This is a genomic window from Parasaccharibacter apium, from assembly GCF_002917995.1.
GTDB lineage: Bacteria > Pseudomonadota > Alphaproteobacteria > Acetobacterales > Acetobacteraceae > Bombella > Bombella apis.
Genome location: NZ_LMYH01000003.1, coordinates 219537 through 242649, shown reverse-complemented (window position 1 = coordinate 242649; position 23113 = coordinate 219537). Strand labels below are relative to the sequence as shown.

General features: G+C 58.3%; 25 protein-coding genes. 15 read left to right on the top strand and 10 right to left on the bottom strand.

Going from position 1 to position 23113, the window contains the following annotated elements; translation table 11 throughout:
• The first annotated feature begins 16 nt into the window (after positions 1-16).
• From fliM to ASO19_RS01785, 3 genes are all read left to right on the top strand, one after another.
• Complete coding sequence (gene fliM / locus ASO19_RS01795; RefSeq protein WP_103765257.1) at positions 17-1249, top strand: flagellar motor switch protein FliM; 1233 nt, start codon at positions 17-19, stop codon at positions 1247-1249.
• Positions 1233-1796, top strand: a complete 564-nt coding sequence (locus ASO19_RS01790; protein ID WP_043558125.1) for a hypothetical protein — start codon at positions 1233-1235, stop codon at positions 1794-1796. Before fliM ends, ASO19_RS01790 begins: the two co-directional genes overlap by 17 nt.
• 130 nt (positions 1797-1926) lie before the next feature.
• Positions 1927-2889 carry a flagellin gene (locus ASO19_RS01785; RefSeq protein ID WP_043558127.1) on the top strand — a complete coding sequence of 321 codons (963 nt, stop codon included), beginning with the start codon at positions 1927-1929 and terminating at the stop codon, positions 2887-2889.
• 87 nt (positions 2890-2976) lie between these two features.
• Here the strand turns inward: ASO19_RS01785 and ASO19_RS01780 are convergent, their stop codons facing one another.
• From ASO19_RS01780 to flgF, 8 genes are all read right to left on the bottom strand, one after another.
• Positions 2977-3930, bottom strand: a complete 954-nt coding sequence (locus ASO19_RS01780) for a glycosyltransferase family 8 protein (RefSeq protein WP_081562798.1) — start codon at positions 3928-3930, stop codon at positions 2977-2979.
• A gap of 51 nt (positions 3931-3981) precedes the next feature.
• Entirely contained in the window at positions 3982-4860 is an 879-nt protein-coding gene (locus ASO19_RS01775) for a glycosyltransferase (protein ID WP_103765256.1), read from the bottom strand.
• 210 nt (positions 4861-5070) lie between these two features.
• Complete coding sequence (locus tag ASO19_RS01770; RefSeq protein ID WP_103765289.1) at positions 5071-5502, bottom strand: GlcG/HbpS family heme-binding protein; 432 nt, start codon at positions 5500-5502, stop codon at positions 5071-5073.
• A gap of 39 nt (positions 5503-5541) precedes the next feature.
• Positions 5542-6546, bottom strand: coding sequence for an alpha-ketoacid dehydrogenase subunit beta (locus tag ASO19_RS01765; RefSeq protein ID WP_043558134.1), 1005 nt, complete (start codon positions 6544-6546; stop codon positions 5542-5544).
• Positions 6547-6572: 26 nt separating this feature from the next.
• Positions 6573-7547, bottom strand: a complete 975-nt coding sequence (locus tag ASO19_RS01760) for a thiamine pyrophosphate-dependent dehydrogenase E1 component subunit alpha (protein WP_081563408.1) — start codon at positions 7545-7547, stop codon at positions 6573-6575.
• 225 nt (positions 7548-7772) lie between these two features.
• Complete coding sequence (locus ASO19_RS01755; protein WP_043558137.1) at positions 7773-8858, bottom strand: hypothetical protein; 1086 nt, start codon at positions 8856-8858, stop codon at positions 7773-7775.
• Between the two features lie 100 nt (positions 8859-8958).
• A complete protein-coding gene (gene flgK, locus ASO19_RS01750) occupies positions 8959-10506 on the bottom strand; it encodes a flagellar hook-associated protein FlgK (RefSeq protein ID WP_103765255.1) in 1548 nt (515 codons plus the stop codon).
• 162 nt (positions 10507-10668) lie between these two features.
• A complete protein-coding gene (gene flgF, locus ASO19_RS01745) occupies positions 10669-11424 on the bottom strand; it encodes a flagellar basal-body rod protein FlgF (protein ID WP_103765254.1) in 756 nt (251 codons plus the stop codon).
• Between the two features lie 256 nt (positions 11425-11680).
• Between flgF and flgG the strand changes: the two genes are divergently transcribed.
• From flgG to fliP, 12 genes are all read left to right on the top strand, one after another.
• On the top strand, positions 11681-12469 hold the full coding sequence (flgG, locus tag ASO19_RS01740) for a flagellar basal-body rod protein FlgG (protein ID WP_043558144.1): 789 nt from the start codon (positions 11681-11683) through the stop codon (positions 12467-12469).
• Between the two features lie 11 nt (positions 12470-12480).
• Positions 12481-13548: a flagellar basal body P-ring formation chaperone FlgA gene (flgA, locus tag ASO19_RS01735; protein ID WP_052348899.1), complete on the top strand. Its 1068-nt coding sequence runs from the start codon at positions 12481-12483 to the stop codon at positions 13546-13548.
• A gap of 26 nt (positions 13549-13574) precedes the next feature.
• Positions 13575-14291 (top strand): flagellar basal body L-ring protein FlgH, encoded by a 717-nt coding sequence (gene flgH, locus ASO19_RS01730; RefSeq protein ID WP_227431522.1) that lies wholly within the window; start codon positions 13575-13577, stop codon positions 14289-14291.
• 126 nt (positions 14292-14417) lie between these two features.
• Positions 14418-14948: a bactofilin family protein gene (locus ASO19_RS01725; protein WP_103765252.1), complete on the top strand. Its 531-nt coding sequence runs from the start codon at positions 14418-14420 to the stop codon at positions 14946-14948.
• Entirely contained in the window at positions 14948-15565 is a 618-nt protein-coding gene (locus ASO19_RS01720; RefSeq protein ID WP_086442139.1) for a MotE family protein, read from the top strand. Before ASO19_RS01725 ends, ASO19_RS01720 begins: the two co-directional genes overlap by 1 nt.
• Before the next feature lie 10 nt (positions 15566-15575).
• On the top strand, positions 15576-15959 hold the full coding sequence (locus ASO19_RS01715) for a hypothetical protein (RefSeq protein ID WP_227449686.1): 384 nt from the start codon (positions 15576-15578) through the stop codon (positions 15957-15959).
• 178 nt (positions 15960-16137) lie between these two features.
• The gene (gene fliF, locus ASO19_RS01710; protein ID WP_258036085.1) at positions 16138-17772 is read left to right on the top strand and encodes a flagellar basal-body MS-ring/collar protein FliF; all 1635 of its coding nucleotides are present in this window, start codon (positions 16138-16140) and stop codon (positions 17770-17772) included.
• Between the two features lie 12 nt (positions 17773-17784).
• Complete coding sequence (locus ASO19_RS01705) at positions 17785-18873, top strand: flagellar motor switch protein FliG (protein ID WP_181005179.1); 1089 nt, start codon at positions 17785-17787, stop codon at positions 18871-18873.
• A 5-nt stretch (positions 18874-18878) separates the two neighbouring features.
• Positions 18879-19640 (top strand): FliH/SctL family protein, encoded by a 762-nt coding sequence (locus ASO19_RS01700; RefSeq protein WP_103765251.1) that lies wholly within the window; start codon positions 18879-18881, stop codon positions 19638-19640.
• A 2-nt stretch (positions 19641-19642) separates the two neighbouring features.
• Entirely contained in the window at positions 19643-20029 is a 387-nt protein-coding gene (gene fliN, locus ASO19_RS01695; protein WP_227431519.1) for a flagellar motor switch protein FliN, read from the top strand.
• Positions 20026-20418, top strand: coding sequence for a hypothetical protein (locus ASO19_RS01690; RefSeq protein ID WP_103765250.1), 393 nt, complete (start codon positions 20026-20028; stop codon positions 20416-20418). Before fliN ends, ASO19_RS01690 begins: the two co-directional genes overlap by 4 nt.
• An 88-nt stretch (positions 20419-20506) precedes the next feature.
• Positions 20507-21289, top strand: coding sequence for a flagellar type III secretion system pore protein FliP (gene fliP, locus ASO19_RS01685; protein ID WP_086431366.1), 783 nt, complete (start codon positions 20507-20509; stop codon positions 21287-21289).
• Between the two features lie 123 nt (positions 21290-21412).
• Here the strand turns inward: fliP and ASO19_RS01680 are convergent, their stop codons facing one another.
• Together ASO19_RS01680 and ASO19_RS01675 are read right to left on the bottom strand one after the other, a co-directional pair.
• A complete protein-coding gene (locus tag ASO19_RS01680) occupies positions 21413-22042 on the bottom strand; it encodes a hypothetical protein (protein WP_103765249.1) in 630 nt (209 codons plus the stop codon).
• Positions 22043-22280: 238 nt separating this feature from the next.
• Positions 22281-23093: a hypothetical protein gene (locus ASO19_RS01675; RefSeq protein WP_043558159.1), complete on the bottom strand. Its 813-nt coding sequence runs from the start codon at positions 23091-23093 to the stop codon at positions 22281-22283.
• Positions 23094-23113 lie beyond the last annotated feature (20 nt).

Below are 23113 nucleotides of genomic sequence, written 5' to 3'. Positions count from 1 at the left end.
GGTGGATTTGGACCCAATGGCGGATGAAGAGGAGCAGGCACAGGCTGACCAGCCTGACCTGACAGAAGGGCAGGGAGCGGAACAGCCCGGCCCGGATACAGAAGACAATGCTGCACGGACTGAAGCCCCGGAAGAGGAAGGAACATCCTCCTCCGGGGTCGCTGCGCATGGGGGGGATAATGGTGAGGCGGATGGCCATGCGCTGGACCAGTCTGCCATTGATGCCATGCTCGGCAATGCATTTTCCGGTTCTGCCATGCGGGAAGAGAGCGGGATGGAGCGCATCATCAAGGCCGGTTTTGTGGCCTATGAGCGTATGCCCATGCTGGAGAACGTGTTTGACCGGCTGGTGCGTTTCCTTTCTTCGACCCTGCGTGGTTTTACCAACGACAATGTCGACATCACCATGGAGAACATGCGGTCCCTGCGTTTTGGGGACTATATGGGAGAAGTGCCGTCTTCCTCCCTGTTTTCCGTCTTCCGGGCAGAGCAGTGGCGCAATTATGGTCTGGTTGTTGTGGATTCGTCGCTGTCCTATTCCATTGTGGACATCCTGATGGGCGGAGAGCGCGGTGGTGGACCCAAGATCATAGAGAATCGGCCCCACACTGCTCTGGAGAGAGCCCTCATAGAGAAGTTGATTGTCATTACGCTGGCGGATCTCTCCGAGGCTTTTGCGCCAGTGGGCAAGGTGGATCTCTCTTTCGAGCGGCTGGAGATCAGCTCCAGCCTGGCGGTGATTGCCCGGCCCTCCAATGCGGCCATTGCGGCCCGTTTCCATATTGATATGGGCGACAGGAGCGGGGACATGGATATCGTCATTCCCTATGCCACGCTGGAACCGGTAAGAGAGAAACTCTCCCAGCAGTTCATGGGGGACAATTTCGGCAATGACTCCATATGGGAGAATCATCTCATTTCCGAAATCATGGAAACGAGCGTGACCGTTTCCACCGTGTTTGAGACGGCGTCTTTCCCGCTTTCCCAGATTCTGGAGCTGAAGGAAGGTAGTGTCCTCCATCTGCCCAGCAAGGGCGAAGCGCCGCATCGTGTGCGGATGGAATGTGACGGAACGCCAATTTTTGAGGGCACGCTGGGGCGGCTGCATCGGATGCAGGCTGTTCGGATAGACCAGCGCCTCATCCCGCTGGAGGAAGATCTGACGCCGGAACTGCTGGCGTCTCTTGGTTCTGCTTCGGTGGATCAGCAGTCAGCAGAGCAGAGGGGACATCATGCTTCTGAAAAATAGCCAGCTCATCATCGAGATTCTTCTGATGGTCGTCCTGATAGCCGGGATTGTCAGCTCCCGTCTCATTGTCCGGCGGCTTGGGGTCATCCGGGATTCCTATACGGCACTGAATGAGATGGTGGCCACGCTTGATGCTTCGACAGAACAGATGAACCATATGTTCGAGCGGGTCCGGCATGAGGTCACCCAGGGGGACAGGCGCCTGTCTGTCCTGCTGGAGCGTGCCCGCAATGCTGAAGAGGACCTGATGGACCAGCAGAAGATGACGCAGGAGACTGCCGATTCGCTTTCTGGTGTTCTGGAGCGGTCGGAAAAGCAGGAGGCCGGGTTGAACCAGGCCGTGGAGTCGGCACAGGCCATGCTGCAACAGCTGGAAGAACAGCTGGAAATGCAGAAGAAGGCGCTGGAACAGAGCAGGGCCGCCGCCGGGCCTGCCCCGGCTGAAGGTGATTCTGCCCCGCATTTCTCCGATGAGATTGTCATGCCTGTTCCGGGCCGCCTGCGTAGCCCAAGGCCTTATATGAGGCAGAATGAGGCCGATGGTTAAGGCAGGCATTTTGCCATGCCTGTCATTTTGAAATGTCCTCTGTAAGAAACATGTAAGGGTTCTGTGTTTCTATCCATCTGTCAACGATGAGTTCGTTGGTTTCTATACAGATGTGCAAGGAGAGAAGACCATGAGTCTTTCCATCAATACCAACCAGTCTTCCATGGTTGCTCTGGAAACACTGAACACCACACAGGGCGATCTGGCCAAGACGGAAAATGCCGTCTCCACCGGCAAGAAGGTCGCCAATGCTTCCGACAATCCGGCTGCTTTTGGCATTTCCTCCCAGATCGGTGGTGACATTGCCGGCCAGAGCGCTGTCAATGATGGCCTGAGCTACGCTTCCCAGATTGTCAGCTCCACAAACTCTGCTGCCAACAGCATCATCAACATCCTTCAGAACGTCCAGAACGCTGTGACCACTGTCGGTAACAACCTGGGCAACTCTTCTTCCCTCGGCCAGCTCGACAAGGAGCTGACAGGTTACATGAAGAGCATTGACACCATCGCCCGTAACGCCACGACCAAGGGGATCAACCTGCTGGCCGGTGGTACGACAGGTGGTACAGCCGATGGTCTGGGCATCACGGCCAGCAGCCTGACCTTCGTTACGGGTCTCCAGGGTGATACACAGACACTGACCGGCTATGGCGCCCTCGTTTCCGCCACGACAGGTGCCAAGGGTGCGACCCTGACCGACGTTCTGGGCCTGACAACGAATGGTGTGGCCGGTTCTGACCCGACCTCCAACGTCTTCCTGAACGCCAGCGCCACGGGTGCTTCCCTGGCTGACAGCTCCAGCGATCCGAAGAAGGCTGTTGCCGACATGATCGGGCGTGTTCAGAAGGCCATCGTTGCCATGACGAACGTCACGTCTGATCTCGGTTCCAACCAGCAGACCATCGACTCCATGAGCTCCTATGGTCAGAAGTCTTCCGACTCCCTGACAGCTGCTTCCGGCGCTCTGACGGATGCTGACATGTCTGCCGAGTCTGCCAAGCTGACATCCCTGCAGACCAAGCAGTCCCTGGGCATCAAGTCCCTCTCCATTGCCAACGGTCAGTCCCAGAACATTCTGTCCCTGTTCCAGTAAGGGGAAGTATCCGGCCCTGTTGTTGGGCCGGAGCCTTCGGGCGACCATGTGCCAGACGCCACCGTATTTTTACGGTGGCGTTTTTTTTTATGCCAGAAGGGCTTTCTCCTCGGGGTCCAGATGGCGTTCCGTCATCTCCCATGAGGCCCCGCACAGAAGGCGGGGTGCCACATGAGAAATATCCTTCATGACGGCAGCCAGAGCGTTTTTGTAATTCTGCACATGGTATCTGAATTCCGGGCAGTCTCCTTCCTTCAGGAAGAGGGCGTGCTCGGCCTTGGGTAGCCACGGCTTGGAGAGGAAAAGGAAATGCTGGACCTGGATGTCCAGTCTGCTCTCTTCGACATCTTTCCGTATCTCCGGCTGGAAGGGGACAACATCCTTGGCGATGTGCGTCATGGCGTAATTCCAGCGGACTGAAAAAAACTGCACGGAATCATGGAAAACGACATTGAGGATGCTTTCGGCATGGCCCTTCCATCTGCGGGAGATGAGCTGGAGGCAGCGTCTGCCATCCTCTGGTCTTATGGCTTTCATGTTGAAGAGCATGAGACCGGCATTGAAATACCGGCTTGTGTCCTTCAGGCCAGTCCTGAGTGTCTGATCATGCAGGGGGCGGGGTACGTTGGGAGGCAGGATGGTGTTGCGGAAGAAGCAGCGGACAGCCCCTATTTTCTTGTCTGCGGGCATGGCGTGGATGAGAGACAGCAGATCGCCCGTCACGATCATGTCGGCATCAAGGAAAAAGACAAAATCATGCCCTGCCATCAGTCCCGGTATGAGCAGCGCATGGTACATTTCTTCTTTTTTCAGGTTATGGCCTGCAAAATGCTCCTGCACGTTGATGAAGGTGATCCGTCCCCCCGAATCGTTCACCAGAGTGGTCATGATCCTGATGGCAGCTGGTGAGAGCTCCTTGTGGAAGATGACGAATTCTATGCGGTTCCTGTCGGATATCGAGTTGAGAACGGACCGTATCGTGGCGATGGCGGGGACGACATACGCCTGATTCAGCGACATGACGATGGGAATGGTCTGCATGATGTGGGACAACTTGCGTGCGTCAGGGGATGGGTCGGACAGTGGCAGGGATCATGTAATGTTCTGCAAGGCGGTCCATATGGGGTCGAAGAGGAGAGGTGGCATCCTGTCCTGTATCTGACGCATGAGGGAGGCTGCGATCTTTCTGTAATCCCGGGCGTGGATGTTGGTCTGCTCCAGGGCTGCTGTCATGTCATCAGGGTCGAGATGGCTGGCGAACTGGCCGAGGTTCATGTTGTTGCGGGCGGAGGTAATGGCTGTCCGTATGGAAGGGATGAAGGCCGCATCCGGCTGCTGGAAGAGCGGCATCTGGAGATTCCATGACTGCGGGAACAGGTGCAGTGCGTGGCGGAAGAGGTAGTTAAGGATGGTTTCGTCCCGTCCCGGCCATTCTTCGTCCAGCAGCTGGATGCAGGCCTGCCCTTCCTCCGGGGAGATGGCCTGCCGGTTGAAGAGAAGCAGGTTGCGGCTGAAATGGCGCTCCGACCTGACAGGCCCGGAGTCGGGCTGGTCCATGAGGGCATGATACATGCAGCGGACAGCCCCGATCTTTGCTCCGGTAGGGAAATCGGACAGAAGGGACAGAATGTCCCCCCGGATGAGTGAACCTGCCCCGATGCTGAGTACGAAATTTCGTGATGTGAAATATTGGGGAATGAGCAGGGGATAAAGACGGTGGGTGCAGATGGTGTCTTTGTAGGTGAAGCCGGAAAGGATGCCGGGCATGTTGATGAGGGAGAAAGCGACGCCATACGAGTTGAGCAGCCCTTTTACCAGCTGTTTCACATGGTCATCGAGTCCCGTATGGAAGAGGGCAAAAGACAGGCGGGACTTGTCCTGCGCATTGCTGATGGTGGACTGTATGGTGACCAGAGCAGGAATGAGGTTGTTTTCATCCAGGCCCGTCGCAACAGTGAGGTGGGCCTTCATGAAAGGGCCGTCCGATCCGCTGAAAGTGATTGTACGTCCATGAACATTCTGATTTTCTTAAAGAAAGTTTGTAGGTTATTTATTAACCAATATGCATGAGGGAGAAAAGAGGCCGTTGTGATGGTTTGGGCTGTCCTGGCCGTGCAACAGCCAGACAGGCCATCCCTCCGGTTGGAGAGATGGCCTGTCTGGCAGGGATGGAAGTGGTTTTCAGGCGACCTCGAATCCCAGACTGTTCAGGGCCTTTTCAGCCAGGGCCCGGTCCTGCTCGTAGGTACCGCCGGAGACGCCAATGCCGCCGATCAGCTGCCCCCCGGCAAAAATGGGGCATCCACCGCCTACGGCCACAAGGTGGGGTCTGCTGGCGAGGGGGGCCATGTGGGGGTTCTGCACGAGCTGGTTCCAGACATGGGTCGGCTGACCGAAGGAGCAGGCCGTCCATGCTTTGTCGATGGCGATCTCGACCGTCAGGAAGGCTGTTCCATCATGGCGGGCAAAGGCCTGGAGATGCCCGCCTGCATCCATGATGGCGACAGAAACGGGAATCTTCTGTGCAGCTCCTTCTTTGAGGACAGCCTGCACGAGGCTGTTGGCGGCCTCACAGGTGATGGTGGCCTGTGAGACATGGTGTCTGGTAGTCATTTCTGAGGACTCCTTGCTTTTGACTGTTCCCATGCCTGTTCATGCCATGATCCGGGTCACGGCGGCCATGATCTGCTCCGCACCGGGGATGTAGGCTTTCTCCAGCACGGGCGAGAAGGGCACGGGCGTGTGTGGGGCACTGACCATCTGCGGGGCGGCTTTCAGGCTGGTGAAGCACTGCCCGGTGACCTGCGCCACGATGTCGGTGGCCATGTTGCAGCGGGGATGGGCCTCATCAGCCGCTACAAGCCGACCTGTTTTCTGTACGGACTTCAGGACCGTGGCAATGTCCAGCGGGGAGAGAGTCCGCAGGTCTATGACATCGGCCTCGATTCCCGTTTCCGCCAGCCGGGTGGCGGCCTCCAGTGCCCGGGGGACCATGGGCCCGTAGGTGACGATGGAGACGTCATGTCCTTCCCTGGCGAGATGGGCCTGCCCGAAGGGAATGGCGTAAGGAGCCTCGGCAACGGGGCCGGTCGTCTCATAGAGATATTTCGGCTCGCAGAAGATCACGGGGCCCCGGTCCCGGATGGCCTCGATCATCAGCCCCTTGGCATCATGCGGCGTGCTGGGGCAGACGACCTTCAGGCCCGGAATGTGGGTGAACATGGCCGTCAGCATCTGGGAGTGCTGCGCCGCACCATTGATGCCTGCCCCGACCATCGTGCGGACGACAAGCGGGATTTCGGCCGTGCCGCCGAACATGTAGCGCATCTTGGCAGCCTGGTTCAGCAGCTGGTCGAAGCAGACGCCCATGAAGTCGATGAACGGGACTTCCGCCACGACGGGGAAGCCGGAGAGGGCGGCCCCGACGGCAGCCCCGACATAGGCCATCTCGGTGGGGGGTGCATCAATCACCCGGTCACCATAGCGGGTATAGAGCCCCCTGGTGACACCAAGCACGCCACCCCATGTATCCGTTTCTCCCCCAGCATCGACACCACCGGCGGTGTCCTGCCCGAAGATGAGCAGTTTCGGGTCTCTGGCCATTTCCTGATCCAGAGCTTCGTTGATGGCTGATTTCAGCGAGACATGTCTGGTCATGACAGATTTTCCTTCAGATGATGGGTTCAGTAGGAGACGTACACGCCGTCATGGAGTTCATTCAGGGCAGGGTGCGGGGCCTTGAGGGCTTCCTGAACGGAAGCATCGACCAGCTGCTCCACGTCCCGGTCCACTGCTTCCAGTTCCGCCGGGCTGAGGCCTGATGTCTGGGCGAAGCGGCGCAGGCAGTCCCGTTCCTCCCAGGCGTTCTTCACGTCTCCGGCAGGGCGGTAACGCTGGGTATCTCCCTCAAAATGGCCGTAGAAACGGACGGTCCGGCATTCCAGAAGAACAGGTCCGCCTCTGGCCCGCATTCTGGCGATAAGCTCCCCGGCAGCACGGTAGACGGCGAAGAAATCCAGCCCGTCCACCGTGACGGCAGGCATGCCGAAGCCTCTGGCCCGGTCCTCATAGCTGCTGACGGAGGTTGTCCTGTGCTGTGGTGTGGACTGGGCATAACCGTTGTTCTCCACGACGAACATCAGGGGCAGCTTCCAGACGCTGGCCAGATTCATGCTCTCTAGCACGGCTCCTTCATTCACGCCGCCATCACCACCGAAGACGACGGCAACATGGCCCTTGCCCTCCAGCCTGTCGGCGAGGGCGGCACCACAGGCCAGTGGAGCCCCGGCCCCAAGGATGCCATTGGCCCCCAGCATGCCCTTGCTCAGGTCGGCAATGTGCATGGAGCCGCCCTTGCCCTTGCAGATGCCGCCCTGCCGCCCGTGAATTTCCTTCATCATGGCCATGACATCGACACCTTTGGCGATGCAGTGGCCGTGGCCACGATGGGTGCTGGCGATCTGGTCCTGATCGGTCAGATGGCTGCAAATGCCGACGGCTACTGCTTCCTGTCCCGCATAGAGATGGGTGAAGCCCGGGACGATGCCAGCCTTGAAGTCCTCATGCAGACGGTTCTCGAACGTACGGATCGTCTTCATGCGCCGGTAGGCGGACAGAAGGATGTCATGGGATATGTCTGTTTTTCCAGTATGTTGCATGACTGTCTCCATAGTGACCTTGATGCGGTTCAACGCCTCGTCTGGTCTGGCGTTACAGTCTTTTTCTAGGGTTCCATCATGGCGCAGCGGTAGAAGGATCCTGCGCAAAGCTTGCCTTATTTTCCATAAATGGAGGGGCGTTCCGTACAGGCTGGGATAAAGAACGGGCCGCCTCCCGGTGGAAGACGGCCCGTTATCAGGCTGGTATCGTGCTGGAAGGTACGGTCAGAGATAGTCCGCCAGAGACATGTTCTTCATGTCGGCGATGAGCGAGAAGGAGGCCTTCAGCTGGAGGCTGAGGTCCGAGGAGCGTGTGGCCACCTCGGCCAGATTGACGTTCAGGCCGTTGGAGAGCTGTTCTTTCACCATCAGCTGAAGGCTGGAATAGATGCCCTGCTGGCGTGTCAGGGTGTTCTGCGTCACGCCGACGCTGGTGTTCATGTCGATGAGCTGGTTGGCTGTTGTTCCCAGTGAGGTATGCAGCTGGCGGACGAGATTGGTGAAGCCGGGTGTGGTCGTGTCCATTCCCTTCATGGACGTCATGATCATCATGTCCCGCATGAGGTCCCGGATGGGGGAGCCGGTGGACGTGCTGCTGGCCTGCCCGCCCTGTGTGGCGACCGGGCCGGTCTGGACGGTGGAGCCGTCCGGCCCGATGATGGCGGAAGCCTGAAGAGCCCCTGCCTGTTCGGCAGGTTGTGACAGAGCCTGAGAGAAGACGCTCATGCTGGCACTGTTGTCCGCACTGGCGGCGGTGGCCTGGCTGAAGACTGTCCCGCTGTTGCCGTCCTTCAGGCCGGAAACGATCTGGGAGATGGTATGGGCCAGCGTGCTGTCATTCAGTGTTGAGGGGGAGGTGACGGGCGCTGTGGATGTGTTCTGTCCAGCAAAGATGAAGCTGCTGCCATCGGATGTGTTGAGGATCGTTCCCAGGCTGCCCAGCCCTGTCCGGGCGCTGTCAGCTGCGGTTGTGGTGGATGCTTTTTCTCCGCCCTCAGAGGAGAGCATGCTCAGCAGTTGGGAGTTGAGGGACTGTGCCAGATCAGTGACCTGCTTGAGGGCTGTGGAGCTGAGAGAGAGGCGGTTCTGTACCGAAGACAGGTTGCTCTGATAGCCCGTCAGCTCGGCCAGTTTCGGGCTGAGGGACAGGATGGTCTGCCGGTCACTGCCCAACCCGGAAATGCTGGACGATGTCGTCCCCTGTGAGGTCTGCCACGCAATGTCTGTCTGCTCGGATTCAATCTGCCTGATGCCTGTGTTGAGGATCAGGTTTGCACCGGCGGCGCCATATTGGCTGACATTCATGCTCATGGGTGGCACTCCTGTGATGGTCTGTAGGGTGAGGGGGGCAGGTCAGGGTAGGGCCTGCCCGGTTTCATTGCCGGGCAGGCGGCCATGTGGGGGCAGTCCGTCAGTGGACGGCATCCAGCAGCGTGCTGAACATGGACTGCACCATGGAGACGACCTTGGCATTGGCTGCGTAAGAGTTTTTCAGGGACACGATGGCGGACATCTGGCTGTTGACATCCACACCAGAGACATCGGCAACCTTTGTCGTGAGGGATGTCTTGATGGATGTTGCCGTGGAGAGGTCACTGCTGTTCTGGCTGATCACCCCGGCCTGGCTGCTGGTGAGGGAGGTTGCCAGCTGTGTAAGCCCTTGCGTGCCGTCATAGCCCGTGGCCTGTGTGCCATCTGGCCCGAGAGAGGTGGAGGGTGCCGCCAGGGAGCCGGATGTGCTGGCGCTGGCGCTGCCCATGGCTTTGTTCAGCACGGCATTGGCGAGGGCGCTGGTCTGTCCACCATCGCTGTTGGCTGTCAGCAGGGACGGAGTCTGCTGATAGTCCGTGGAGACGGCAATCCTGGAGGAGAGCCCGACCAGCCCTGCTGGTGCTGTTTTGGTTGGATCGCTGGAGAGGGGCTGCGTCCCGCCATTGGTGAAGAGGGGCACTCCGGCCGCCTTGAAGCGGTTTATCAGCGTGTATGAGAAGGAATCGAGCTGCGCCTGCATCTGTGGATAGCTCTGGTCCCGCAGGGTCAGGTTGGCACCCAGCGTGCCATCGGTCAGGTGGGAGGTGATGTCTTTTCCGGCCAACATGATACCGGCAACACCCTGATCGCTGCCATCGGTGGCGTGATACATGCTTGGTGTCAGTGTGGCAGGGGACTTCGTGGAGAGGGGCCATGTTGCCGTGGGCGCCTGGAACTGTCCGTTGGGCAATCCGGCCTGATCCGGGCGGGTTGGCAGGCGTGTGCCGTCCTGCGTGCTGACCAGCATGTCGCCATTCGGTTTTTCGGTAAAGGTAACACCCAGCTTGCTGGAAAGGCTCTGCATGGCTTCAAGGCGCTTGTTGGCGAGGTCTGCCGTGTCAGCGTGGGAGCTGCGTGCCAGCATGATCTGCTGTGAGATCTGGCCAATGGTTGTCAGGTCCGTATTGATGCCGGAGACCGTGCTGGTGATGGCATCCTGTGCGCCCTGGCGCTGGGCCTGATAGACCGAAGAGAGGGTATGGATGTTGCTGACAAGGGTCTGCGCAGCCGAGACCACGCCCTGCTGCGAAGCACTGTTCTGCGGTGTGTTGGAGAGGCTGATGAAGGCCGTACTGACATTCTGGAGGTTGTTGGTCAGCGTGCCGATGGTATTGGCTCCATCAGAGCCTGTCGTCGTTCCCTGTACGGCAGAGACGGCCGCAAGGGAGTTGCTGGTGGCCGTCAGGCCGGAGACACGGGCATTCTGCTGGTAGAGCGCATCCTGAAGAGGCTGGGAAATGTTCAGCTGGTTGGCCGCTGAAGTCGCACCGACTCCAGTGCCGGAGACGACCGTTGAGGATGTGTTGGCAGTCTCTGACACATAGCCCGGGGTGGATGCGTTCGTGACATTGTTGGAGGCTGTTGAGAGTTCGTTCTCAATCGTCTTGAGGCCGGACGTGGCGATATTGAGGGACAGGCCAAGATCCATGGTTTCAGTCTTTCTCCGGAATGAGGGACTGGCCGAGGCCAGACAGGTCTGGATGACGGTCCGGCGACCTCACCCTAAGGCCATCCTAAGGTCATGAGTTTACAGGAAGTTAAATGGAAAGCCTGTATTTGATGATTTGTCCTTGATCTGGATCAAAAACAGCTAGGCTGTGACTTCCGTCGCAATCTTGTCGATGGCGTTCAGACGGCGGGTGAATTCGGTCTGGAGCAGCTGGAAGTTGAGATCATATTCCCGCTGGGTTTTTATCATCGCCGTGGTTTCCTCCACGGGGTTCACATTGCTGGATTCCAGCATTCCCTGCCGGATTTCCTGGGCAGGAACGGCCCGGAGGTCATTCTCGTTGGCTGGCCTGAAAAGATGGTTCCCCTCAGCATGGAGTGTATTGGGGTTATCGACTGTCGAGAGGCCGAGGCGGGTGATGTCACCTTTTTCTGTCGAGATGATGCCATCAGAGCCGATGCCAAGGGGCAGCACCTGATCATCAGGGGTCAGGGTAATGGGCTGGCGCTGGTCGTCCAGCAGGGCATTGCCCAGGGAATCGACAAGAGTGCCATCTGCACTGCGGTGGAACTGGCCGTTGCGGGTCAGCCGGATTCCCTGCTGGCTGCGGACCATGAAATAGCCCGGCCCGTTTATGGCGAGGTCCAGCGGATTTCCCGTCTGGCGCAGCTCACCCTGTAGCGTGTCCAGATAGGTGGATCTGTCCTGGTTGTAGGAGAGCGTCTTCTCGCCATTGGCCAGCTGATCGCCCTTCTGGCGGGACAGATAGTCGGAGAAAAGAACCCGCTGTTCCTTGAAGCCATCCGTGCTGCTGTTGGCCAGATTGTTGGCCGTAACCTCAAGCCCCCGTGTCAGCGCATCAATGCGTGAAAGGGCGAGATAACCGGTCACATCCATGGGAGACTGTCCTCAAGGCTATATCATGGTAGGTTTTGTTATAATGTCATTTGTTCATGGTTATTGGAAGAGAATATAGGGATTGAACATTAACAAACGGCTCAATTCATATCATATTCTGATAATTAACCTTGATAATGTTTTTCGTGTCGGTTTATGGGAGGGCACAGTCAAAATGTTTCGGTGCCTGCCATCATCAGGGTGGCCTTGCGTTTCTGGGAGCGTGGGTTGTGGCAAGTCGTGAGGATGTTCATTTATGCTGAGATCATTGGATGTTGCATCAACGGGCATGCAGGCCCAGTCCACCAATGTGGAGACCATCTCCCACAACATCGCCAACATGACGACAACCGGGTACAAGCGCCGCCGGGCTGAATTCCAGGACCTCATCTATCAGGACCTGCGTCGTGTCGGGACGATGAGTTCCGACACGGGGTACCGTGTGCCTGCCGGGGCTCAGGTGGGGCTTGGTGTGCGTACGGCGGCCATTTACCGCATCAACGAGCAGGGAACCCTGTCCCAGACCGGCAATGCGCTGGACCTCGCCGTGGAAGGCCGCGGTTATTTTCGCATCCTGCTGCCCAACGGGGAATATGCCTATACCCGCGACGGGACATTCTCCCTCTCGCAGGATGGTACGATCGTGACGGCAGACGGGTACCCGCTGACACCGAACATCTCCATCCCGAACAATGCCGAAAACATCACCATCGATCAGACCGGGCAGGTGCAGTACACGCTCTCCGGTCAGCCCAACTCCCAGGTGGCCGGGCAGATCCAGCTGACGACCTTCCAGAACGAGAATGGTCTGGCAGCCATGGGGCAGAACCTGTTTACGGAGACCACGTCCTCGGGTGACCCGATCATCGGCAACCCGGAGACAACAGGTTTCGGGACCATTCGTCAGGGGTTTGTCGAGGAATCAGCCGTCAATGCGGTGACGGAAATCACGGATCTCATCACGGCGCAGCGTGCCTATGAGATGAACAGCAAAAGCATCACCGCCTCTGATGAGATGCTCCAGACCCTGACCAACCTGCGCTGAAGGCGGGCGGCATGGCACTTCTTGGCATTGGATACCGGGGTACCGGGCGTAGCTTCCTGCCAGCCTGCTTCTGGCTGGCGGTCGGGTTTGTGCTGGCTGGAGAGCCCGCTGCCAGTACGGCCATGGCGGCGACTTTGCGACCTTCCGGTGTGGTGCATGGTGCATCGGTCTATCTGTCCGATGTTTTTGATGGGCTGGATGCCGGACAGGACCGGCTGCTTGGCCCGGCTCCTGCGCCGGGCAAGACCATCACCATCGGGGGCAGTCAGCTCATTGCACTGGCGGACCAGTACGGTGTGGACTGGGATGACCAGTCATCATCCACCAGTCTGTCGCTGACCCGGGCCGGGCATGTGCTGGGCCGGGACGAATATGCCGCTCTTGTCCGCAAGGCCATTTCGCAGGATGGTGAGACGGGCAGTGTCGTGGTGGATGTCACCAGCTTTACTCCTCTCGTTGCCGGTGAGAATGAACAGGACCCGGCAACCCTCCTGAATCTGAACTGGGATCATAAGACCGGTCTTTTCTCGGCAACTGTACAGCCTGCTCATGCAGCAGGAGACGCCGGGGCGGACAGGTTCCCGCTGCGGGGCAGCATCCGTCCCGTGCAGCCGGTGATGGTGTATGACCATGCCCTGCCGTCCGGTCACATCATCCAGCCGGACGACATGCATATCGACCCCGCTTTTTCAGGTACGGTGCCACCGCTTGCCCGTTCTCTGCCAGAGCCGGAGCGGATGATCGGCATGGCACTTGTCCGCACTGTCGGGGCCGGACAGCCCGTGCAGGGTACGGACCTGCGGCGGGCCGTGCTCGTGCATCGGGGGGACCCTGTCCTGCTCAGCTACAACAGCACCGGCATCCGGCTGACAGCCACAGGCCGGGCGCTGGAGGATGGTGGAAGCGGGCAGTTCGTCCATGCCCTGAATCTGGGAAGCCGGATGGTCCTCATCGGCAAGGTCACGGCTTCGGGCGAGGTGCGGGTTGATGCCTCTTCCACAGCCATTCCGCCGGATTCGGAGGAAGTGAAACGTCTGGGGATCAACAGCCTGATGCTTGGTGACGGGAGCCATCCATGATCCATCTTCTTCACAGGAGTGTCTGCATGGCGGGGCTCGTTGTGGTCCTGACCGGGCTGGCAGGATGCATGGGCGCTGGTACGCTCAGTGAGCTGGGACATCCACCCCGCATGACACGGACGGCCGACCCCACCCTGGCCCCGGATTACCGCCCCGTGACGATGCCAACCCCGCCCCTTCAGGCTCCGCCGACTGAAGTGGGCAGCCTCTGGCGGCCGGGTAGTCGGGCGTTCTTCAAGGACCAGCGGGCTGCGCAGGCGGGTGACCTTCTGACAGTGAAAATCCAGGTGGCAGATACGGCCAACGTGACCAATAACACGACAGCCTCCGGCAGTGGTGCCGAGGCTTTCGGGATTCCAAGTTTTTTCGGCTTCAAGGGCCGCTTCATCTCCCATCTGACCAGTGCTGATGCCCTTCAGACCAACAGTTCCAGCTCCAATAACGGGGCCGGGACCATCAGGCGTATCGATACGGTCACGCTGACGCTGGCAGGTGTCATCACGCAGGTTCTGCCCAATGGCAATTTTGTTGTCGTCGCACGGCAGGAGGTCAGGGTGAATGGCGAGCTGAGGCAGATCATGGTCAGTGGTGTTGTGCGGCCGCAGGATATTTCGGAAGACAACATCGTCACACATGACCGCATTGCGGAGGCCCGGATTTCCTATGGCGGACGGGGGCAGCTCTCGCAGTATCAGCAGCCCCGTTATGGGCAGAAAGTGCTGGACAGTGTTCTTCCATTCTGAGTTGTCATGGAAGCATGGTTTGAACATTGAATGTTTTCAGGTTATGAAGATTTTATCTTGAAAATAGCCTTGTGGTGCCTGTGCTACGATGGCCATTGTGGCGGTGTAAAAGTGAGGGGGTAGTGAATGTCTGATTCAAAACAGCCGGAAGGCTTCATTCCTGGCGGCCTGGTCATCGACCATCTCTGCGGTACGCTGGAGGGTGCGCTGACCATCGCCGGTGAGGTGGAAAATGTCGAGCTTCAGGCCGGGCATCTCTGTGTCACGGAGACAGGCGTGATGAAAGATGGTCAGGTGGAGGCGGACTCCATCGTCATTGATGGCAGCGTGTCCGGGGTGACTTTCACGACGCCACGGCTTTCTGCCGGTGCCGGGGCCCGTATTTCGGACTGTGTGATCGAGATGGGCAGCCCGACTGGCTGCGCCATTCACGAAGATGCCTGTTTTGAAGGGGATGTACGCATTTCCGTGTCCCGCAAGGGCGGGGCTGGGGGCTCTGCTTCCGGCAGTGGTTCCAGCAGAACGAACAGCACCAGTTCTGGCACGCCACAGGCCAATATCCCGGCTGGAGATGATGAGCCAGACCTGCATTGGCCGGCCCAGACGCCGGACATCAGTGAGGCTGATCAGGATGCCGACATTCCGCTGGGGGGCTGATGCTCAGGAGATGCTTCCATCAGCATGACGGCTGGTTCGCCCTTTTTCTGTCGCTTGCCCTGTTTTGCGGGGTACAGGTTGGCTGTCCTGCGGCTGTGGCGGAGGACGTGGCCATGCCTGATGAGGGTATGGCCCAGCAGATGCAGGAGCAGCAGCGCATTCTGGGGTCTGCCCGCAAGGCGCTGGAAATGCGCTTCCATCTGCTGAACCAGTCCATGGCTGTACTGTCGGACCATGTGGACAATCACAAGCTTGTCCCGCAGGAGGCAGCAGCCCGGCTGGTGGGCATTTATGAGGCCATGCGCCCCCGTGAGGCCGCAGCGGTTTTCAACGTGATGGACCCGCACGTGCTGATCGCCATCGCAGCTTCCATGAATATCCGCAAGCTCTCTGGCATCATGGCTCACATGTCGCCGGACCGGGTCAATCTGGTGTCGCAATATCTGGGGGGAGTGCGGCATTTCCATCATGCTGTTCTGTCCGTTCCCGTGGCACTGGGGGGCTCTGGTGTGGTTCTTCCGACCGGGCAGGATGATGTGCCGACTGATACGTCAGTGGAACATCTGCACTACGAGACCATGTCCCAGCACGGGCCCCTGTTGCCCTCGCGGCAGTAATGGGGCTGGCATGAAAGAGAAACGAATGATGAGGCGGTCTTTTCCCGTTCAGGTCCCGTGGCGGCACATGCTGGTTCTGTTGCCTGTTCTTGCGGGACTGTCAGCCTGTGCCCCGGATTATATTGCCAGCAAGCTGACAGGGCGGGACTGCCAGGCCGGTTATCTGGAGGAGGGGGAAGACTGGTGCAATCCACCGGAACGTGTTCTGCCTCCACAGCCTTACTGCACCCAGAGCTGGAATGGCGTGGATTGCTGGGCCCGTCCTGAGTTGACCCCGAACATGGCCCATGAAGTCTATGAAGGTCCCCGTGGCCTGACGACCCAGCAGAATGCCAACCGCCTCATGATGCCGGAAGCTAAAGTTCCTCCCTCCAGCCAGTATTATGCACCATGATGAAATTGTTATGAAATAGGGCCATCAATTAACCTTGTTATTGGCTTTACACACGCTCTTCTCAAGGTTAATTGATGGCCGGTCGGTTGTCCTCTTCCGAGCAGGGCAGAGTATGGTGAATGACCGGAACCAGCATGTCTGACGTCCGGGGTGAAAGCAGCAGGTAGATACCCTTCATATGCAGTTTGATAAGCTCCGTTTGCCAAATATCATGGAAGGGCTGAAGAGTCTGGGCCGCATGCGGCTTGTGGCTCTCGGGGTTGTCGGCGTGCTGCTGCTGCTCTCTCTCGGCGTGATCGCCTTTCACAACCGGTCAGAACCCATGGCGCTGCTCTATGGGGACCTGGAGCTGAATGAAGCGGCGGAGATGGTGGATGATCTGGCCAAGGCTCACATCCCCACGACAACAGGGCCGGATGGTCGCAGCCTTTATGTTCCGGGGAATGATGTGGCCCAGGCCCGTCTTCTGCTGGCCAAGGCTGGTCTGCCCGGGGGAGGGGCCGTTGGCTATGAACTGTTCGACAAGAGCGGCACGCTGACCAGTACCCAGTTTGAACAGGGCATTGATGAGACCAGAGCGCTGGAAGGTGAGCTGGAGCGTTCCATCCGTCTGATCCATGGTGTGCGGAATGTGCGGGTCCACCTTGTCCTGCCACATAGGGACCTGTTTTCTACGGAGACGAATCCTTCGCAAGCCAGTGTCATTCTGGATGTTGGCCGCTCTGGTGCCGTGTCCGAGGATGCCATTGCGGCCATCCAGAATCTGGTATCAGCTGCCGTACCGGGGCTGCGCACGCATGGGATTTCCATTGTCGACACACGGGGCGATGTTCTGGCCCGTCCGGGGGACCCAGACAGTCTGGCAGGGCAGGAATCCTCGCTGGAGAAGCAGCGTCATTCCGAAGAGCAGCGCCTTGCCCAGGCGGTGGAAGATATCCTGACCCCCACGCTGGGCCTGGGTCATGTGCGGGCCCGTGCTGCCGTGACGATGAATACGGACATCATCCATGAAACGGATGAATCCTACGATCCCAACCAGCAGGTCCTGCGTTCCCAGAGCACAAGCACGGACAAGAGCGCCAACAGCGAGGCGAACCAGAACACCAGCGTTGGCAACAATCTGCCCAATGCCAATGCAGGGCAGAACAATCGTACTGGCTCCAGCGAAGAGCGGACGGACGAAACAAACAATTATGAGATCGGCAAACGGACCCGTGTCATCAACCAGACCCGGCCCCGTGTCTCTCGCATCAGTCTCGCTGTCATGGTCGATGGGACCGTCACGACAGACCATGCTGGCAAACCTTCGTGGAAACCGCTGGATGAAGCTGAGGTCAAACGTCTGACCCAGCTCGTGCAGACGGCCATCGGGTATGACAAGACCCGCGGAGATGAGGTCAATGTGGTGTCCATGCCGTTCCGTGTGGATGGTGGGGCAGATATGCCTCATCAGGATACGCCTTTCTTCACCCGGGAGATGATCATTTATCTGGCGGAATGGATTGTTCCCATTCTTCTTCTTCTGGGGGCGGCGGCCATGCTGCTTGGGCCCATCCTGCGGCGTGCCCGCAAAGGGGCCGGGGCAGAAGGGGCTGTTGCCGGGGCCGAAGCTGCAGCTGATGGCAGCTCTGCTGAAGGTGGTGAGGCAGGTCGGAGTGATCGCATCAGTGTGGATGGTGTGGAAGGGGAAATGCGCCGTGAGGCTCTGGCCCGTGTGACGCAGCGTGTTGAAGAAAATCCTGATGATGCCATCGCTGTCGTCCGCAACTGGCTGGCAGAACCGGAGCCCCCCAAGCAGACAGCAGAAGGCTGAGGAGACGCAATCATGGCAGAACAGGACATCTCCGCTGAGACAGCAGGCAATGAAGCGTCATCATCCGGCATGGTTCCGTCCAGCCTGACGGCCGGGATGAGTGGCAGCCGGAAGGCCGCCATCCTGATGCTCGCCATAGGGCAGGAACATTCCGCCCGCATTTTCCGGTCTCTCCAGGAGGATGAGGTGCGTGACATTTCACGGGCAATGTCTTCCCTGGGGTTGGTCAAGGCTTCCGTGGTGGAGGCTGTCTGCAATGAATTTTCGCAGAAATTCGCCAGTGCAGAGGGTTTCGTCGGCAGTTACGAAACAACGGAAGATTATCTGAAGAAGGCCCTCCCTGCCGAAATGGTCGAGAAGATCATGGAGGATATCAGGGGGCCCTCCGGGCGCAGCGTCTGGGCAAAAATGGGCAACATGCCGGAGACCGCTCTGGCAAACTATCTGCGCAACGAGCAGCCACAGACAGTGGCCGTCATTCTCAGTTACATCTCACCGGCGCATGTCGCCCGTGTCCTGTCTCTCTTCCCGGAAGATTTTGCTACGGATGTCATCATGCGCATCCTGCATATGAGCCCGGTGAGCAAGGATGTGCTTGAGAGCCTGGAGACAACCCTGCGCAAGGAGTTCATCACCGCCTTTGGCCGCTCCACGAAGCGGGACAGCTATGCTTTCGTGGCGGAGGTCTACAACAATTTCGACCGCAAGACCGAGGCCATGCTGACAGAGCATCTTGGCCGCCGGAGTGAGGAAGACATGGAGAAGGTGAACAAGCTGAAATTCACCTTCGATGACATCAAGCGTCTGACACCGGATGACATGATGCGTGTCATGGCAGCCATCAATCGTGATGGTGAGGCCAAGAGCAGGCTGCCCCTGGCTCTCAAGGGCAGCAACGAGAGCATCCGGCAGCTCTTCTTCGGTTGTGTTTCCAAACGTGCGGCGGGTTTGCTGGAGGATGAAATCCGGGGGCTGGGTGCCGTGCGTCTGCGGGACGCCGAAGCAGCCCAGATGGAGCTGATCACGCTCATCAAGACCATGGCCAATGATGGCGAGATCGATATTTCACCTTCTTCTTCTGACGATGAGATCATTGAGTGACGCCAATGGGACAGGATGTGCAGCATAGGGCAGCGCAGGCGTCTTCCCGGTCTGGAAGTCAGGCCTTCAGTGAAAGCCTGGAAGATTTTGCCGCTCATGACCCGTCTCTGGCCGCTGGAGCGGAGCCGGTGGCTGACGAGGATGCGGCGGATGAAAGCCCCGCTCCAGAGCCAGTTGTCACGCTGCATCCTGATGAGCTGGAAAGACTGAAGCAGGAGGCCTGGCAGCAGGGCCATGAGCAGGGGGAAATGTTAGCCGGGCAGCAGCTTTCCAGCCAGATGGCCGCTTCTGTGAAGCAGGTGCTTGCTTTCATGGAGGAGGAGGAAAACCGGCGCCATGACATCGTGAGCCGGATGGCCGATCTCTTCGTGCAGGGTGTGTGCCAGACGGTGGAAGAGCTGGTGGCGGGCGATCTGTCCCGGACAACACTGGGGCAGGACCTGGCAGAGGATGCGGCGGCCTTGGTCCGGCACTGTAGTGGTCCGGTCAGTCTGACCTGCGCTGCGGCGGATGAGGCCTCTCTGCGCCACGCCCTGTCCGGGATGGCGGCCGTCTCCCTGCATGTGGAGGCGGCGCAGCAGGCCGGGCATCTCACGATTGCCGCAGACAGGACACGGATTGTTCTGGACCAGGGAAAATGGGCGGAAACGGTCCGCCAGCGGGTGGCCGATGCCATGGTGGCCCTGACCCGTCCACCGGCCCCGGAGGCTGATCCCGCTACCGACCAGCCCCAGGGTGAACAGACAGCACAGCATGAAGGAGAGTGACGATGGCAGAGGATATGAACACGCCGGAGACAGCACCAGAAACACAGCAGACCAGTACGCCGGAGGTCGATCTGGCCGATTTCTCCTCGGAGGTGCCGGAGGAGGGCGCCACCCAGCATGATGGTCGGCAGGACAGGGAACGGGAGCGGGAAGCGATTCTGGATGTCCCGGTCAAGATCACCGCTGTGGTGGGAGATGTGAAGATGCCCGTGCGGGACCTGGTCCGTCTTGGCCGTGGTGCCGTTGTGCCGCTGAACCGCAAGCTTGGGTCTTCCATCGATATTTACGCCAATGACAGGCTGATCGCCCGTGGCGAGATCACCATCATTGAGGATGACAACATTGCCGTGACGATGACGGAGATCATGTCCTCCTCTGCCAGTACATGATGGCACCTTCTGTGGGAGAGAGGCACGGCCCGGATGCCATGATGCAGGCTGTCACGGGCCTGCACATGAATCCGCTTCTGGCTCTTCTGCTGGTCGTGGGGCTGATCTTTGTCACGCCCTGGTGCCTGCGGCGGCTGAAACACCGGATGCCAGCCCTGTTGCGGGATGAGGGCCTGAAAGATCGTGCCCTGAAGGTGCAGGACGCCATACCGCTCGGTGGCAAGCGGACCCTTTTTTCTGTGGCTGTCAGGGATGCAGAGGGGCGGCAGGCAACAGCCATCATTCTGACAGGTGGGCCGTCCGACCTGTGCGTGGGCTGGCTGGGGGCCGGTGCTGCCTCCATGCCGGCGAAACAGTGCGGACAGGTGCGGAAGAGAGGCAGGAAATGACATGAGGGCAGATCGTATCATGAAAGGCCGTTCGGGTACCGGAATGGTGGCAGACATGTCAGCCTGCTGGAAACGCCTGCGGCGCGCCATGGTTCTGGGAGCGGTGGGGCTGTGCTGTCTGGCTGCTGGCATAACGCTGCTGTGTGTACTTTCCCATTCGGCCACAGCCCAGTCCATCACGCTGGATATGGGCAAGGGGGGTGGAATTGGTGAGGCCGGAACAACAAGCCGTCTGATCCAGCTGACGGCCCTTGTGGCGTTTCTGTCCCTGGCACCAAGCCTGCTGGTGATGATGACGGCCTTCACCCGTATCATCATCACGCTCTCATTGTTGCGGAGCGCCATCGGGGCGCAGGGGACACCGCCCAACATGGTTCTGGTGGCCCTTGCGCTGATCCTGACCCTGTTTGTCATGCAGCCGACGCTGGAGCGCTCATGGCAGCAGGGTATTGAACCCCTGATGGATGGTCGGGTGGAGGAGATGGCAGGTCTCCAGGCGGCGGCTGAGCCATTCCGTGATTTCATGGTCCATAATGCCCGTCCGAATGACGTGGCCATCTTTTACCATCTGGCAGGGCTGAAGCCCCAGCCTGCACCAGCCAATGGAGCAGCTGCTCCGGCTCCACCATGGCGGGTCATTGTTCCGGCCTTCATGGTCGGTGAGCTGAGCCGTGGGTTCGAGATGGGCTTCCTGCTCTACCTGCCGTTTCTGGTGATCGACCTTGTCACCTCCAGCGTCCTGATGAGCCTGGGGATGATGATGCTGCCACCCCCGACCATTTCCCTGCCTTTCAAGCTGATTTTCTTTGTACTGGTGGATGGGTTCCAGATGGTGTCGGGCGGGCTGGTCCGTAGCTTTGGCGGGGGCTAGTACTGGGTATGCATATTTCGACAACATCAAAAATACTGTGAAAACTATGATGTTATTCTTTTAATAAAATTTATCCTAACTGTACTGGAATTAAAGTAAAGATTAGGGTTTTTATACTAAACGCTATCGCATCATCTCTGCGAGGTTGTAATTTGCCCGGTTGGGATCACGCGTCCATGCTAGAGTCATATTGTTTTTGCGTAAATGTTCTATAAAATTTTTAATAAGCTCTGGTTCTGCCTCGACGTACAGGTACAGCTTACGGATAGTTTTTTCCCTTGGATGTCTGTCTTCTGACAGTTTGCGAGGGCCTAGAAGGTATATTTTGTCCTCTTCATCTACTAGGTTGACCGTCCTGCTTACCATGTTGCGGTTGTTGTGGATTGTCTTAATAGTGCTGGTGAGTGGAAGGTTTTGCGGGATATTCTTATTTAGTTTTTCTAAAATTTTTTCCTGCTCGTAGGCTGTCTGCCCCCCGATAATGCCTAACTCTTCTTTTATCCAGTTATCATACCTAGGGTTTGGGTAAATGTCGAAATCACCTTTTCTATGGTTTCCATACATTTTATACTTTATCATCCTTTGTGTTCGTTTCAGGAGGATGAAAAGTTGATCTCTTGATTCATCTTCTTCCGAGAAGAACATCATGAGTACAAAGACGCCTCCACCTTCCCTTAATTCGAAGGCAATTGTTGGATGGTGATTGTCAAGGGCTTGAGTATATATATTGTGCAGGTTCGACAAATTAATCATAATTTCACCTCTTGAGATAGAGACCGACTTTTTCTTTAGCGTAAAGAATATCACCCGTCGTTTATTGCGCAAGTTAATAAGATGTAATTATTTTTTTTGTAGAGATATTGAGGTTGAAAAATTCTCTCTCGCAGAGGAGAATACTTGAATTTTGGAATAATTAATATGATCTGCTCATGAGGTCTCACAGGGATGAATGGGTTAGTAGTCTTTTTTACACGAGCTGGATCTTTTTATTTCATCCCGGCAGGACCAGAAGCCTGCGGGCCAGAATGGTCGGTGTCAGCTGGGTGAAGCCTTCATTGATGCTGCCGGAATAGCTGCCATAGGTCAGTGGCAGGCCGCAGGCGGCGGCGGTGATGATGCTGCCGATCCGTCCGGACTGTTCCATGCGGCTGGCAATCATGGATTTTGCACCACATTGCAGGAAGGCGGCAGCAATATCCGTGCTTTCCTCCGGGTCCATCCCTGCGGGGATGACGAGAGACAGGCTGGCCTCCGTACGGGCCACGACATCCTTCATTTCGCTCATGGCCTTGGGGGAATAGACGCAGAGCCCCGGCAGATCTACCAGAATGATGCGGTTGTAGCTGTCGATGAAGCGGGGGTTGATGCCGCCATAGGCTTTCATCAGATCAATGTCGCAGCCTCGCAGGATGGAGGCCAGCTTGATGTAGCTGCCCGGCGTGCTGTCGCAGGCCAGGACGAGCGGCCGTCTGATCCTCCCGCCGGACTGCCGGGCCTGTCGGGCATAGCGGGCGGCCAGTTTGGCCAGTGTCAGGGACTTGCCAGAGCCAGAGGCCCCGCCCAGTGCCATGGGCACGCCCAGCCGTAGCGGGAAAGGGGAAAAGTTGATCACACGTTCCAGCCCTGCCGCCAGGCTGCTGCCTGCCATGGCATTGATCAGTTCCTGCGGGATGGAATGCCACGCCAGAATCTCCGGTATGCTCAGGGCATTGGCGGGCAGGGCGACATCTCCGCCAGCCATGCCGGAAGCACCTGTGGCGGTGTGATGCTGGGGAGATGTCTGGGTGGAGGAAAAGCTGGTCATGGGTCAGGTCCGGTGTTGGA

Excerpts from the sequence above, each read along its gene's own strand:
- ASO19_RS01705 (WP_181005179.1), top strand. The coding sequence starts at position 17,785 with ATGGCAGAACAGGACATCTCCGCTGAGACAGCAGGCAATGAAGCGTCA.
- fliN (WP_227431519.1), top strand. The coding sequence starts at position 19,643 with ATGGCAGAGGATATGAACACGCCGGAGACAGCACCAGAAACACAGCAG.
- ASO19_RS01775 (WP_103765256.1), bottom strand. The coding sequence starts at position 4,860 with ATGAAGGCCCACCTCACTGTTGCGACGGGCCTGGATGAAAACAACCTC.
- fliP (WP_086431366.1), top strand. The coding sequence starts at position 20,507 with ATGGTTCTGGGAGCGGTGGGGCTGTGCTGTCTGGCTGCTGGCATAACG.
- ASO19_RS01700 (WP_103765251.1), top strand. The coding sequence starts at position 18,879 with ATGGGACAGGATGTGCAGCATAGGGCAGCGCAGGCGTCTTCCCGGTCT.
- ASO19_RS01680 (WP_103765249.1), bottom strand. The coding sequence starts at position 22,042 with ATGATTAATTTGTCGAACCTGCACAATATATATACTCAAGCCCTTGAC.
- flgH (WP_227431522.1), top strand. The coding sequence starts at position 13,575 with ATGGCGGGGCTCGTTGTGGTCCTGACCGGGCTGGCAGGATGCATGGGC.
- ASO19_RS01725 (WP_103765252.1), top strand. The coding sequence starts at position 14,418 with ATGTCTGATTCAAAACAGCCGGAAGGCTTCATTCCTGGCGGCCTGGTC.
- fliF (WP_258036085.1), top strand. The coding sequence starts at position 16,138 with ATGCAGTTTGATAAGCTCCGTTTGCCAAATATCATGGAAGGGCTGAAG.
- ASO19_RS01765 (WP_043558134.1), bottom strand. The coding sequence starts at position 6,546 with ATGACCAGACATGTCTCGCTGAAATCAGCCATCAACGAAGCTCTGGAT.
- ASO19_RS01760 (WP_081563408.1), bottom strand. The coding sequence starts at position 7,547 with ATGCAACATACTGGAAAAACAGACATATCCCATGACATCCTTCTGTCC.
- fliM (WP_103765257.1), top strand. The coding sequence starts at position 17 with ATGGCGGATGAAGAGGAGCAGGCACAGGCTGACCAGCCTGACCTGACA.
- ASO19_RS01780 (WP_081562798.1), bottom strand. The coding sequence starts at position 3,930 with ATGCAGACCATTCCCATCGTCATGTCGCTGAATCAGGCGTATGTCGTC.
- flgA (WP_052348899.1), top strand. The coding sequence starts at position 12,481 with ATGGCACTTCTTGGCATTGGATACCGGGGTACCGGGCGTAGCTTCCTG.
- ASO19_RS01690 (WP_103765250.1), top strand. The coding sequence starts at position 20,026 with ATGATGGCACCTTCTGTGGGAGAGAGGCACGGCCCGGATGCCATGATG.
- flgG (WP_043558144.1), top strand. The coding sequence starts at position 11,681 with ATGCTGAGATCATTGGATGTTGCATCAACGGGCATGCAGGCCCAGTCC.
- ASO19_RS01790 (WP_043558125.1), top strand. The coding sequence starts at position 1,233 with ATGCTTCTGAAAAATAGCCAGCTCATCATCGAGATTCTTCTGATGGTC.
- ASO19_RS01715 (WP_227449686.1), top strand. The coding sequence starts at position 15,576 with ATGAAAGAGAAACGAATGATGAGGCGGTCTTTTCCCGTTCAGGTCCCG.
- flgK (WP_103765255.1), bottom strand. The coding sequence starts at position 10,506 with ATGGATCTTGGCCTGTCCCTCAATATCGCCACGTCCGGCCTCAAGACG.
- ASO19_RS01675 (WP_043558159.1), bottom strand. The coding sequence starts at position 23,093 with ATGACCAGCTTTTCCTCCACCCAGACATCTCCCCAGCATCACACCGCC.
- ASO19_RS01770 (WP_103765289.1), bottom strand. The coding sequence starts at position 5,502 with ATGACTACCAGACACCATGTCTCACAGGCCACCATCACCTGTGAGGCC.
- ASO19_RS01785 (WP_043558127.1), top strand. The coding sequence starts at position 1,927 with ATGAGTCTTTCCATCAATACCAACCAGTCTTCCATGGTTGCTCTGGAA.
- ASO19_RS01720 (WP_086442139.1), top strand. The coding sequence starts at position 14,948 with ATGCTCAGGAGATGCTTCCATCAGCATGACGGCTGGTTCGCCCTTTTT.
- flgF (WP_103765254.1), bottom strand. The coding sequence starts at position 11,424 with ATGGATGTGACCGGTTATCTCGCCCTTTCACGCATTGATGCGCTGACA.
- ASO19_RS01755 (WP_043558137.1), bottom strand. The coding sequence starts at position 8,858 with ATGAGCATGAATGTCAGCCAATATGGCGCCGCCGGTGCAAACCTGATC.